This window comes from Emergencia sp. (assembly GCF_048465375.1).
Lineage (GTDB): Bacteria > Bacillota > Clostridia > Peptostreptococcales > Anaerovoracaceae > Senimuribacter.
In genome coordinates, this window is the sequence record NZ_DBFWLQ010000017.1 from 66,950 (window position 1) to 79,690 (window position 12,741).

At 45.4% G+C, this 12,741-nt stretch carries 13 protein-coding genes and 1 tRNA gene; 6 read left to right on the forward strand and 8 right to left on the reverse strand.

Annotated features, from left to right (window positions below):
- Positions 1-307 precede the first annotated feature (307 nt).
- On the forward strand, positions 308-1,219 hold the full coding sequence (locus ACMQ5W_RS11735) for a cation diffusion facilitator family transporter (protein WP_419025318.1): 912 nt from the start codon (positions 308-310) through the stop codon (positions 1,217-1,219).
- 6 nt (positions 1,220-1,225) lie between these two features.
- Complete coding sequence (locus ACMQ5W_RS11740; protein WP_419025319.1) at positions 1,226-1,657, forward strand: MarR family winged helix-turn-helix transcriptional regulator; 432 nt, start codon at positions 1,226-1,228, stop codon at positions 1,655-1,657.
- Here ACMQ5W_RS11740 and ACMQ5W_RS11745 read toward each other — a convergent pair.
- The 4 genes from ACMQ5W_RS11745 to ACMQ5W_RS11760 all read right to left on the reverse strand — a co-directional run bounded on the left by ACMQ5W_RS11745 (position 1,632) and on the right by ACMQ5W_RS11760 (position 5,359).
- Positions 1,632-3,062 carry an MFS transporter gene (locus tag ACMQ5W_RS11745; protein ID WP_419025320.1) on the reverse strand — a complete coding sequence of 477 codons (1,431 nt, stop codon included), beginning with the start codon at positions 3,060-3,062 and terminating at the stop codon, positions 1,632-1,634. The genes ACMQ5W_RS11740 and ACMQ5W_RS11745 overlap by 26 nt on opposite strands.
- 132 nt (positions 3,063-3,194) lie before the next feature.
- A complete protein-coding gene (locus tag ACMQ5W_RS11750; protein WP_419025321.1) occupies positions 3,195-3,443 on the reverse strand; it encodes a hypothetical protein in 249 nt (82 codons plus the stop codon).
- Between the two features lie 150 nt (positions 3,444-3,593).
- A complete protein-coding gene (locus tag ACMQ5W_RS11755) occupies positions 3,594-4,187 on the reverse strand; it encodes a recombinase family protein (protein WP_148491069.1) in 594 nt (197 codons plus the stop codon).
- Between the two features lie 257 nt (positions 4,188-4,444).
- A complete protein-coding gene (locus ACMQ5W_RS11760) occupies positions 4,445-5,359 on the reverse strand; it encodes a helix-turn-helix domain-containing protein (RefSeq protein ID WP_419025322.1) in 915 nt (304 codons plus the stop codon).
- Between the two features lie 354 nt (positions 5,360-5,713).
- Between ACMQ5W_RS11760 and ACMQ5W_RS11765 the strand changes: the two genes are divergently transcribed.
- The gene (locus tag ACMQ5W_RS11765; RefSeq protein ID WP_419025323.1) at positions 5,714-6,547 is read left to right on the forward strand and encodes an AraC family transcriptional regulator; all 834 of its coding nucleotides are present in this window, start codon (positions 5,714-5,716) and stop codon (positions 6,545-6,547) included.
- A 79-nt stretch (positions 6,548-6,626) separates the two neighbouring features.
- Positions 6,627-7,169: a DUF6144 family protein gene (locus tag ACMQ5W_RS11770; protein WP_419025324.1), complete on the forward strand. Its 543-nt coding sequence runs from the start codon at positions 6,627-6,629 to the stop codon at positions 7,167-7,169.
- Positions 7,170-7,234: 65 nt separating this feature from the next.
- Here ACMQ5W_RS11770 and ACMQ5W_RS11775 read toward each other — a convergent pair whose 3' ends face one another.
- The 4 genes from ACMQ5W_RS11775 to ACMQ5W_RS11790 form a co-directional block, all read right to left on the reverse strand.
- Positions 7,235-7,954: a hypothetical protein gene (locus ACMQ5W_RS11775; protein ID WP_419025325.1), complete on the reverse strand. Its 720-nt coding sequence runs from the start codon at positions 7,952-7,954 to the stop codon at positions 7,235-7,237.
- A 463-nt stretch (positions 7,955-8,417) separates the two neighbouring features.
- Positions 8,418-8,493 (reverse strand) — tRNA-Lys (locus tag ACMQ5W_RS11780).
- 511 nt (positions 8,494-9,004) lie between these two features.
- On the reverse strand, positions 9,005-10,186 hold the full coding sequence (locus ACMQ5W_RS11785) for a M20 family metallopeptidase (protein ID WP_419025326.1): 1,182 nt from the start codon (positions 10,184-10,186) through the stop codon (positions 9,005-9,007).
- A gap of 201 nt (positions 10,187-10,387) precedes the next feature.
- The gene (locus tag ACMQ5W_RS11790) at positions 10,388-11,116 is read right to left on the reverse strand and encodes a hydrolase (protein WP_148491040.1); all 729 of its coding nucleotides are present in this window, start codon (positions 11,114-11,116) and stop codon (positions 10,388-10,390) included.
- A gap of 146 nt (positions 11,117-11,262) precedes the next feature.
- Between ACMQ5W_RS11790 and ACMQ5W_RS11795 the strand changes: the two genes are divergently transcribed.
- The gene (locus tag ACMQ5W_RS11795) at positions 11,263-11,514 is read left to right on the forward strand and encodes a TIGR03905 family TSCPD domain-containing protein (protein WP_148491038.1); all 252 of its coding nucleotides are present in this window, start codon (positions 11,263-11,265) and stop codon (positions 11,512-11,514) included.
- Positions 11,507-12,682: a cation diffusion facilitator family transporter gene (locus tag ACMQ5W_RS11800; RefSeq protein ID WP_148491036.1), complete on the forward strand. Its 1,176-nt coding sequence runs from the start codon at positions 11,507-11,509 to the stop codon at positions 12,680-12,682. The genes ACMQ5W_RS11795 and ACMQ5W_RS11800 overlap by 8 nt, the downstream gene beginning before the upstream one ends.
- The last annotated feature ends 59 nt before the right edge of the window (positions 12,683-12,741 follow it).

Below are 12,741 nucleotides of genomic sequence, written 5' to 3' on the forward strand. Positions count from 1 at the left end.
ACGGCAGCGGCGGTAGATGCCATCCAATCAAAGATTGAGGCATCCTCCCATGAGCCCTGCCGCTGTTTGTTTCACAAACAAGGCTAGGGCTTCAAGCGGTTTGACCCTTGCCGTATGATGTTATTGTAGCCTCTCGGCGGGAAAATAACAATGGGGCTATAGTTGACTTTGGTTAAATAAGTTAACCAACAGTTGATTTTTTATCTCAGTTTAGAAACACTGAACCGCGGGTTTACTTCTGCTTTCTTGTCAAAGCCTTGAAAATAGCGTATTATAGAAATAACGTTAGTGAGGTGAAATTATGCATGTGAGCAAGAAAGCTCAGAAAAAGGAAAAATCCGCCATGACGGTTTCCTTGTACGGAAATCTATTCTTCGTCATCATCGAACTTCTCATGGCAATCTATACAAGTTCTCAGGCCGTCCTTTTGGATGCGGTTTACGATGCAGTAGAATTCATCATGCTGCTCCCGTCTATATTTTTGATTCCGCTCCTCTATAAACCGTCTACAGAAAAACATCCTTTCGGCTATCTGCAGATTGAATCCATGTTCGTCGTGGTCAAGGGTGTCACCATGACTGCTGTTACGGTCGGGTTGATTATCAACAATATCGAAATCATGCTCCACGGCGGCAGATCCGTCTCTTTCAGCACCGTGGCATATTTTGAATTGCTTGCGGCAATTCTGGGCGTATTAGTTTCCGTCTATCTCAAGAACAAAAACAAGGTGGTCAACTCTCCGTTAGTGTCCATGGAAATGCGCGGCTGGCAAATTGACAGCATTGTCTCTATGGGTATGACGTTGGCCTTCTTTTTACCAGTGGTCATCACAGCGAAATGGTTCGCGCCGGTCATTCCTTATTTGGATCAAATCATTACAGTCGTCCTCTCCCTCTTCATGATTCCTGCGCCGATCAAAGCAGTCGTCACCGGGCTGCGAGACTTATTCCTGATTCCACCGGAAGAAGAAACCGTCGATGAGATAAAAGAAACTGTCGAACCAATTCTCTATAACTATGGCTACAAAAAACTATATTACGACATCGTCAGGACCGGACGCAAGCTCTGGATCAGCGTCTACATTACCTTTGAGCGGGACGAAATCTCCATCTCCCGTTTTAAAGTCGTACAGAACGATTGCATTCAGGCCCTGGCCCAGAAATACCCTGACTTCTATTTTGAACTTCTTCCAGACATCGAATTTAATAAAGAAAGGTGAGACCACATGAACACAGAATACCTCGCAGCAAGAAAAATCCTGATGCTGGGAAAAACCATCATCTCAAATAGAAACAATAATTTAAAGAGTATCAATTTGACAGCTGAGCAGGCAGATGCTCTGATTTATCTCAGTGAACATCCAGGCTCCTCTATACGCGATTTGAGCAACCATCTGGGTATCACCCATCAGACAGCCAGCGGCATCGTCAAGCGCCTGTGTGAAAAGACCACTATCACCATGGTTCCATCTTCCGAGGATGGACGCCGCACCCTGATCAATCTTACAGAACAGGGACTTTCCTTGATATCTCAGATCAAAGAAAACGGCACCCATACTGGAGAAAAAATACTCTCGAGTATGAATGCCGAAGAAAGACTGCAGTTCGAGCGCCTTTTGGATAAAGCGCTGGCTAGCATTGTGAAGCAGCAAGGGTGACCTTCTGCTTTTCTTTTTTGTCGTGGATAAATAAAATCAGACAGATCGCCAAAGCCGCTGCCAATGCGCCGAAGAGAAAAATGTCCCTCTGTGCTTTGAGATATACGCCGATATGTGATAGCTCCAGAGTCCCATAGTGTGCTTGCCTCATGGTCAGCATGACGCTGCCTATGGCAATTCCCATGGTGTTGCCGATGTTGCGCATCGTTGCTAAAGTGCCTGAGGCTGCACCAGACATGCTCGTATCCACCGCGCCCAAAATCGCGCTGTTGATGGCTGAAACGCTGAGACCGTTTCCTGCACCCATGAGAATCAGAATGACGACGACGTAAAAAAGGCTTTGCCCCTGGTGAAAAAAGGCCGTTCCCAGACAACTCATTATAATCAGCGCAAGCCCCAGCACAGCTGGAAATTTTGTTCCTTTTTTGTCAGATATGCCGCCGCCCACTGGTGAAAAAATCATCATGGTAACTGGCGCGGTCAGCATAATCAAACCGGAATGATAAGCTGACATCATCATCACATCAGCAAGAAAAAACGGATATAGGTATGTTGTCAGCTGCTGTGTCAGATAAGATAACAGGCAAGTACAGTTGGCCAACGTAAAGGTTCTATTTTTAAAGATATAGAGGGGCAGCAGTGGATGTTCTACATGTTTTTCTCTGATGATGAAGGATAACAGCCCGGCCGCCGAAATCGCAAATAAGGTGCCGATTTTCCAGGACATTCCCCAGTCGTCGACAAAATTGATGCCCACCGACAAGGCACCGATGAAAACCATAAAAAACAGTCCGCCGACCGAATCCATCTTTGGCCGGCTCTCTTTCTCTGTAGTATCGTCCTCCATTGCCAAAAAGGTTCCAACAAGTCCCAGAGCGCTGAATACTGCACAGAAGTAGAAAATGGAGTGCCAGGTAAAGAAATTCAGCAGTACGCCGCCGATTGTCGGTCCTGCCGCAAACCCGACAGAAACAAACACTGAGTTGATTCCCAGGGCTTTGCCTCTCTCATTTTCGGGAAATGTTTTAAAAATTGTCGCCTGTGTGATGGAAATCAGAATACTGTAGCCGATTCCCTGCAATGCTCTGAAGACGACCAGCGTCGGCAGATTGAAGGACAGAAGCGGCGCCAGCATAGAAACAACTGTAAAAAAGGCAAAGCCAAAGAGATACTGCCGCCTGTATCCGCATATATCCGCCAGCCTTCCGAAGAGCAGCAACATGCAGCTGGGCAGCAAAGAATAAACCAGTGCCAGCCAGCTGACATCGGACTGGGTCACGCCAAATTCCTCTCGAATCAGGGGCAATGCCAGATTTAAACTATTGATGGCAAAGGAAACTCCCAAATTCGCCATACTTGTTACTATAAATATACTCCATTTTGATTTCAAAAAAGAGTGTTCCATATCAAGACCTCCTAAATATACAGCATGCTGTATATTAGTTTAGCACACTGAAATTAATAATGCAACCTGCAATCAAAAAAACTCACAATAACAAATTTATCATTCGTTACTGTGAGGGTTCGCTCTTGAGATTTAATCATTTAAATGCCGCAGCAGATACTCCGCTGCCTGGCAGCCGTCCTTGAAAGAAACCGTTTCCCCTGTAATATACCGTACCGCATCCTCCCATTCCTTCAAGTCATAATCATAAGGCGCAATATTAGCAATGACTTCATAAATATGAGGAGATCTTTTTCTACTGTGTAAATCTGAGAGATAACCGCACCCGGCTCTCTCTGCGATATATTCCAGCAAGCCTGTTTTACGCATAGTTTCTTTCATCGGTTCACCTCCTGAGCAAAATGCTGAACGATAAAGCAGACTTTTTCATTCAGGTGGTTTATAATAAATTGCAGTAAGAATTATGTATTTTATGTCGATTTTTTTCTATTTTTTAAAGGAACGAAATTTCCTACTTTTTCCTGCACAGCACTATCTGCCGTGTACCCAGCGAAGGAACGTATCTTGCGATACGCCAAGTCGTCTGGCAGCTTCTCTGGATGAAACCTTCTTATTCTCCCACTCGGATTTGATGCTGTAAAACGAGCCCGGCACGTTTTTTCGCGGCCGGCCAAAGCGGACGCCGCGCATCTTTGCGGCAGCAATGCCTTCCATCTGCCTTTGCTTGATGTTCTCGCGTTCCGTTTGCGCCACATAGGACAAAATCTGCAGCACCAGGTCTGCGACAAAGGTTCCGGTCAGATTCCTGCCAGTCTGCCTAGTGTCCAGCAGCGGCATATCAAGGACGACCACGTCGGTCATTTTTTCTTTTGTGATGATCCTCCACTGATTTAATATTTCTTCGTAGTTCCGCCCCAGGCGATCGATGGACTTTATTACCAGTATATCGCCTTTTCGCAATTTTCGTACCAATTTCTTGTACTGCGGCCTGTTAAAATCCTTTCCGCTCAGTTTATCCATAAAGATATTTTCTTTTGGAACAGGAAACTCTGCCAAAGCAATTCTCTGCCGGTCTTCATTTTGATCCTTCGTTGAGACTCTGATGTAACCATATATTTTCTTCATTTTCTCTACCTCCCTCGTTCATTCATAGCGGAGCAAAGCTCCTGGCAAGCCTCGCTTGTCAAGATAGAAGCGAACACCTGCAACAGATGCTGGGAGCATCCGTCATCTGTTATTATTGCACCTAAATGCTATTTTAATGTTTTTATCGAGGTTCGGTACATTTTTATTATTTTAAGTTGATAATAAAAGAACCATCGCACAGACACACGTCTGCAAAATGGTTCTTTCTTATTTCCAATATAATCTCGCTCTCTGTTTTATTTCTTTATTGCCGGCACTGCAATCTTTGCCCCCGTAGCAGCTTCCGCGCCAAAGTTAAAGCTCGGTGCCAGATCGTAGGCGAAGTCATAGCCGTAACGCTGCGGCTGATACTTTTCGATGGCACTATAGGTGTCCTCGATGGCCTGACAGAAATCCGCTTCGTTTTCATAAGGTTCGCTCTGGAAGTAGAGCATCGTACACTCTGCAAGTTCTGCGCTCTCGTAACCTTCCGGCAGACTGCACTGGCAATCCAGCGGAACTTCAACTCCCGCTGCAATTTTGGAAAAGCCTGACTTTACTAGAAAATCTGGCAGTTCAATCAATGCTGCTGAGTCAAACTTTTCACTGATGCTGTTAAGCAGGCCTTCCCATTCGCATCCCATCTCCTCACAGTAAGATAGATATTCTTCCGCTTTTTTGGATGGTAAATAAATTAGCTTTCTCTTCGGTCTGTCTTTTGGTGTAACCATACATACGTTTACATTCTTGTCCATTCTCATTTCCTCCTTATGATTCAGCAAAACGTGATAATGACTGACAGGATATTGGATAAACAGCGGGATAGCCCGCTCACCTCTTCTATATTCCCGCGGAGACGCACGAAACAAGTGTTTGAATGCTCTTGAGAAACCTTCGTGGGACTGAAAACAGCTGTCCAGGGCGATTTCCAAGACACTGTCCGTGGTGCCGGTCAGCTTCTCCGCCCCCATTGACAAGCGGATCGCTGTGACATACTCCTGCGGCGTTTTGCCGGTCAAGTCCTTGAAGATTCGATCCGCGTGACGTCTGGAATACCCGGCGCTCGCGTAGAGACCGTCAAAGTCAAAGTTCTCTGACTCCCCATATTGATTAATATAGTCCTGCATTCGCTGTACCGCCGCTGTTTTTTCCTTTTCTCTTTCCTGTTGCATCAGTTTACCTCATCTGTACAAAAATATCTTGACCGAAATGGACAAGTTGTTATTCTATATTTTTATTCACAAAAACAACGTTTTTAAACTAGTGCTGTTAGAAATTCATATTCAGTTCTATATTCAAAGGTATCGTCATGGTATAATAGTTCCATAATCTTTCGACGTTGTCGAGAGGTAGGAACTATTGAATCATGTGCTGCGATTCTATATTCAGCGGAATGCACATGGTATAATGAACGCAGCATTCTTACGGCGTTGCCGCGAGGAAGCGTTCATTAACCATGGCGTGCGGTTGTGTTTCTATAGGAATCACCATAGCAAAATGCAAACGAGGAGGTCAAAGGCATATCAATGACTGCAAAGAAAATCGTGAATCAGAGTATTGACTATATTTTTCAGCATCTAAATGAAAACTTATCAGTAAAAGAAGTGGCTAATCAATTCCATTATTCTGAGTTTTATTTTAGTCGGATTTTTAAAGAAGAAATTGGCGAAAGTGTCTATGCCTTTATCAAACGTCTGAAACTGGACCAGAGCGCCATCGATATGAAAGTAAAGTCTACCAGGAGCATCGCGGATATTGGTCTGGATTACGGATACACCTCTTCCAATTACAGTTCCGCATTCAAAAAGCATACGTCTCTCTCCCCTGCGCAATTCCGGAAAACCCTTATTACAGACAGCATTCAAAACCCTTTTTCTCCTGAAAGATTAGACGTTTTACAGACATATAGCACCTACAATTCAAACATCAGAATAGCAGAAATCGAAGACATTCCAGTGCTCTATGAGAGAATCATCGGAAGTTACCTCGAAATTAAGACTAAATGGTCAAAGATGATGGATGACTACAAAGAGTATCTCCATTCGGATACATTGATGATTGAACGTTTTTATAATGACCCTTCAATTTCTACAGGCAAAAGTTGTATCTGCGACCTATGTCTATCCGCAGATCATAATTGTGAACTAGAAAATATGACAACAATTAGAGGCGGGAAGTTTGCCGTCTACCGCTTTGAAGGAAAAATAGCAGATATATTCTGCGCCCTTCAAGGCGTATTCAGCGTTTGGCTGCCACAGAGCAATTATGAACTGGATGAAAGATATGGCTTAAATATCTATAGAAAAACAGATTTAGCCAACGAGTTTGTCGTCATGGATTTATATATTCCCGTTAAATAGAGCAGGAATTCAGAAGTTTTGCTCCAGGTTCTCATTTATAATGAAATACAAGAATAGCAAAGCAAAAATGGAGGACAAAATGTTTGATATAAGAAAAATACAAGAAGACGCAATTTACGAAGCCATCCGGGCAGAAAGTGATCATGCCACTGCAAAAGAAGTAGTCTATGGTGATTGCGAAACGACTGAGGCGCAAGATAATGCCGCCTGGGTCAACGCCACGATGGGGCGTTTGGAGAGGAAATTTGATTCTGAAACGACAAAATTGATTCGTATGAATTGTCAATGTGGATATGGGATGGATGAAAAACTGGCGCTGGTGAAAGAATTAATGGCATCGTCCTCGTCCATGGAGGAGTTCGCAAGTTCTGAAAAAGCAAAAGCTGCCGGCCTCTCTTACAGGGATGGTTCGCTCTATCTCCAGTTCTTTTTCTGCCCATGTCCGATGGTAGCAGAAGTAGAAAGGTTGGAAACAGATACCTGGTGTCAATGCACAACAGGATATAGCAAAGCACTGTTCGAACAAGCCTTCGGCTGTGAAGTAGATGTAGAATTGCTAAAGAGCATCAAAACGGGGAATGACATCTGTCTAATGAAAATCGTCCCCCACGGTCAGATCTGATAAGCCCCTGTTAACGCTCCACTAAAAAACTGCCGGCACGCTGCTGGCAGTTTTTGTTTGATTTCTTACTTTCCTGGTCGACTATACAGATCAATTGTTCCAGTGTCGAACACCGTTGCTATATAATACGGTTTCAGGTCTTCTGTAGGGCGGAATCCTGCACCGGAAAGCAGCTTTCCTACCTTTGCTGTCACCGGCTCTGTGGTACAGAGGTTTGCCGAATAGCTATATGTCAGAGACGTACAAGGGTATCTGCCAGTCGTAGATTTGACACCCTCTGCTATATTGACCAGTTTCATCGGAGCTATGGCGTATTCAATCACCAGCATTGGTGAACTTGCTCCGTAGAAAGCTCTAAAGGAGCCTCTCTCATAAAAATCGACTTGAATCAGATATTTGAGCCTCACTACGGTCTTACTTGTCTTTTTGTCCTTAATCTCCATCGTCCTAGTGAAAATAGAAGGACGAATACCATTGGTTTTTGATGTTTTCGCTGCGGTAAAGTCCGCACTGACAGTATCAACAATATCCGGCTCTGCCTCGTGATGGAGTTCATATTCGACGGTATTGGCGCTGATCTTCGCCTGCTCTGCATGCACATCTTCCGCGGATAAATTCTCCAATGCATAGGTAAAATACCTGCAGTCAAGCACAATCGATTTTTCCTGTGAGGTCACCTTCGCTGCCGGTTCATTCGGTTCTGCGTTCTTCTCACCCGTTCCTGCAAATATAGAAATCGCCATCAAAACAGCTGCAAAAACAAAGAAACCCCTCTTCATTATCATCACGCCCCTTTTGCTTGTGTGAACAAATCTTCAAAACACGTCGTTGAAATTTTCTGATTATTTACAGTATACCAGTTTTCACGCGTAGGGTCAATACCGATTACCTATACATATTATGTTTATGCATCTTTAAATGATATCTTATTGTTATTGTATGCTAATAGCTTCCCTCGTTTTTATTTGGTACACCCACAGTGCTTCGCAGTCTTGCTTCCGCGAGCCCGCCGTCCTGCGCCTCCTCTCTCAGTCGGCTTGCCTTTTTCGCGTGGCTTTAGCCACAATGCGAAAACGGACAGCGAAGTGAGCTCGCGAACGGAGGAGTGAACATCGTGAACGTTGGACCGCTCCTTGCTCACCAGTCCACCGGACTGGTGAACTTCACAGTCGCGCCCTTTCGGGTTCGAACCCCTGTTCCTGATTGTAAGTATAGAAAAACAGATACCGTTTGGTATCTGTTTTTTGATGGTACACCCACAGGGGCTCGAACCCTGGACACCCTGATTAAGAGTCAGGTGCTCTACCAGCTGAGCTATGGATGCATATTTTGTTAAGATGCTCGCGAGCACAGTTAATATACTACCATTTCATATTTGTGTTGTCAACAATAATTTACTTAAAAATTCCTAAAAATATGTTTTTTATTTGCAACAAGGCTGCCTATTGTCGCATTGCTGGTGTATCGCAGACATACCCCCTCCCTGTATACAGTGCTGCCGGCTCAGAAAATATGCCTTATTTTCTCGTTTTTTAGCCAGAACAAGGCATATTTTTTGATTTTCAGCGGCTCACTTTGTATGTGCGCCTTTACCCTAAAGCACTTTTCGATGAAAAAACGTCAAAACTCGACCAGCGCAAGACCTTTTCCAAAATGAGCTGTCTGGCTCAACCATCATTCACTTGCTTTTCTGTCGTTTTTATCTGCACAGATGTTGATATACCCCCTCAGTCATTCAAAATTCGCCTTACCATCCTCATTTTTAAGTCTTTTTAGGCACAATCGGCGATTTCCCCTGCCACCGGAGGTCAGTTAATGTCACTGGCATCTGGCCTCTATCTGCAATAAGCAATCGCAGTCAGTCCATAAACCAACGCCGCCATTTCAATGTCTTCCACTTTGATATACTCGTGGATGGAATGCGCGACGCCCAAATCTCCCGGACCCATGACGATGCACTTGCTGTCAGTTACACTGCTGATCGCACCTGCATCGCTCCAGGCAGGAAAAGCCGTGACCTCACCCTTCCATTGCGTCTGCGCCATGGCCGCCTGCACAGAGGCTACCAGCGGGTCATCCTTTTCAATGCAGAATGGGACGTGGGGCAACAGATTCTCCCCCTCAAAGACGTCGCTGACCTTAGCCTGAAAGTGACAGTCCTCTTGATGAAGCGCATCACAGATTTGATTGAGTTCTTCATAAACCTGCGTGATCGTTTCCGTCGGGACACAACGTCGATCCAGCTTAATCAGGCATTCGCCTGCCACAGTGCTGGGCTGATCACCGCCCTCAATGCGGCCGATGTTAATCGTCGGCGCACCGAGCACCGGATATGCTCTCGTATTCAGCAGCGGCACATATTCTTCATAAATTCGATTGATAAAGCGCCCCGCCATTTCAATGGCGTTAATTCCATGCTCTTTGTCTCCACCGTGAACCTTATGGCCTTTCACCTTCACGTCAATCCACTCCAGACCCTTGTGGCCGATGGCGATTCTCATATCTGTCGGTTCTCCCATGATGGTACCATCACAGATTGGACCGTTATTGACCAAATATTCCACACCCCTGCCCTGTTCCTCTTCATCCGCAAGGCCAGCAAAGACAATGTCACCAGGAAGCGTAATCTCGGCACGCTGCAAAGCGATGAGAACGGCTATCATCGCCGCTACAGGCCCTTTCATATCACAGGCTCCTCTTCCATAGATTTTTCCATCTGCGATACGCCCGCTGAAAGCATTCTCCATATCGTAGGCAGGCACTGTATCGATGTGGCCGGAAAGCATCAGCGATCTGCCTTCGCCACTGCCTGCAATTTTGCCGTAAACATTATATCTGCCCGGCTTGATTTCCACCAGCTGGCTTTCAATGCCTTCCTGCTGAAAAACGCTGTAAATGTATTCAGCAATTTCTTTTTCCTGATCCGCCATAAAAGAATAGCTGGGAATTTTAATCATATCCGAGGCCAGCCTCGCAGCATCTATCTGCTTCAGTGCCTTTGTAAATCGTTCCTTCATCGTAAACCCTCCCTCGCGAGTCTCGCTCACCTATATGCTCTTTATTTTAGCTAAATCCCTCCTGTTGGTCAAGCAGTATCAAGAGTAAATGTACGATCACCGATATCTTCTTTGAACTATGGAGAAATAACCTGCGAACGATATCTCTTCACAAACAAAAATGCCTCCAGGATTTGGAGGCATAAAGCAAACATCGGAAATCTACAATAATTCCAGCATATTTATCAGCAGTTCGTCTTCTTCCGGCGGGCTTGCCACACCTTCCGAAGACGCACGGTAGGAATCCATGACATCGCCAAAGATTTCTGCCGTCGAAGGCGGCGTGTAACTGATCGTATTGGCTCCAGCACTGATCGTTTCTAAGATGGTCTCGTCGGTCGGACCCCCTGTAGCGATGATAGGTACTTTCGGATATTCCGCCCTGATATCCCGCACTAGCTGCGCCGTCTTTGACGCGGCCGAAACATTGAGGATGGATACCCCTGCTGCAAGTCTTGCATCGATGTCAACATTATCGTTAATCACCGTAGCTATAATTGGAATGTCAATCACCTTATTAATCAAAGCGATGTTCTCGTTGCTCATCGGCGCATTGACCACAACGCCAAAGGCCCCTTGAGCCTCTGCATCCTTGGCAATCAAAGCAGAACGAAAACCGTTGGTCATGCCTCCGCCGACACCGACCAAAACCGGAATAGACGAAGCGTTGATAATCGACTGCGAAATAATCTGCTGTGGTGTAAACGGATAGACCGCCAAAACTGCGTCAGCGTTGCAGTTGCGGATAATTGCGATATCCGTTGAAAAGAGGACAGACTTCATTCTTCTCCCCATGACAACGATGCCCTTGGCCTGCCAGATCACTTCTGGTATCTGCAGTGATTTGGCACGCAAGGTCCCGCTGATCCTTGGTATTTCTTTATTTCCCATTTGACCCTCCATAATCAGTATCCCAAATAACGATAAGCTATTATACACCGCAGTGACAGTGAATTCAAATGATTTTTCTTTTCATATTGTTTGTTTTTTGTGTTATACTTGTATTGTTTGAAAAAAAGAAAGGAGACATAGTGAACATGGCTTACAGATATAAGACGAAAGGTACTTGTTCCGTATTTATTGACGTGGATATGGAGGGAAATGTCCTGAAAAATGCCGTTTTCCACGGAGGCTGTAATGGAAACCTGCAGGGCATCAGCGCCTTGGTCGAAGGACGAACCTATGAGGAAATCAAAGAAAAGCTTTCCGGCATCAAATGCGGATTCAAATCTACATCATGTCCTGACCAGTTGATCAAAGCGATGGAAGAGGCCATGAGAAATGAATAATTTTCTCTGCCGTATATTTGTCAAAGACTACGAGAACACAAAGGATCCGCAGGTTCGTGAACGTTATGGAAAATTCGCCGGCATCGTAGGCATTTTGTCAAATGTCATACTTTGTGCTGCCAAAATCCTCGTGGGAGTCATCGCCGGCAGCATTGCCATCATCGCCGACGGAATCAACAATCTTGCCGATGCATCCTCTTCCATCATCACGCTGGCAGGATTCAAGCTGTCCTCTATGCCTGAAGATAAGGAACATCCCTACGGTCATGCCCGAATCGAATATATCTCCGGTATGATCGTCTCTGTGCTGATCGTGGTTGTCGGTATTGAGTTAATCAAATCCTCTGCCGACAAGATCATGCATCCATCTCCGCTGGAGTTCAGTTGGTCCATCGTCATCGTGCTTTTGCTGGCCATCGCCATCAAGATTTGGCAGGCGATGTTCAATATCAACATCGGCAAAAGAATCAACTCTCTCACCTTGACAGCTACAGGTACCGACAGTCGGAACGACGTAATAGCAACCACTGTGGTGCTGATCAGTATCATCGTCGGCAAGTTAACGGGACTGCAGATTGACGGTTACATGGGCTGCCTGGTTGCGCTGTTCATCATCTGGTCCGGCATCGGCCTGGTCAAAGAGACCATGAGTCCACTGCTGGGAGAGGCTCCCGACCCTGAATTGGTAAACGCTATCAGTGAAATGGCCCTATCCTATGGCGGGGTCCTCGGTATTCACGATCTGGTCGTACACAACTACGGGCCGGGCAGGATTTTTGCTTCCATTCATATCGAAGTTGACGCAGACGCCGATATGATGGAGAGCCACGATATGATTGACAATATCGAAAGAGAAATGGCAAAAAAACTGCACATCGAAATTACCGGTCATCTGGATCCGGTCAGAACCAACGATCCGGTAGTCAAAAAAATGGTGCAGCTGACTGGCGAAGTCGCCTCACAAATCGACGGAGTTTCTAATATCCACGATCTGCGAATCGTCGCCGGGCCAACTCATACCAACGTCATCTTTGATGCGGTAGTGGCTTCTGACTGCAAACTGTCATTCAAAGAGATACATGATACATTCCAAAAAGCCATCAAAGCCGTAGACGAAAACTATTTCGTCGTTATCAACTTTGATAAACCATATACGAGTCAGATATAAAAACGGAATCGAAGGTTCCTATGCACAAAAACTGCCCTTCCCGGGGGCAGTTTTTGATT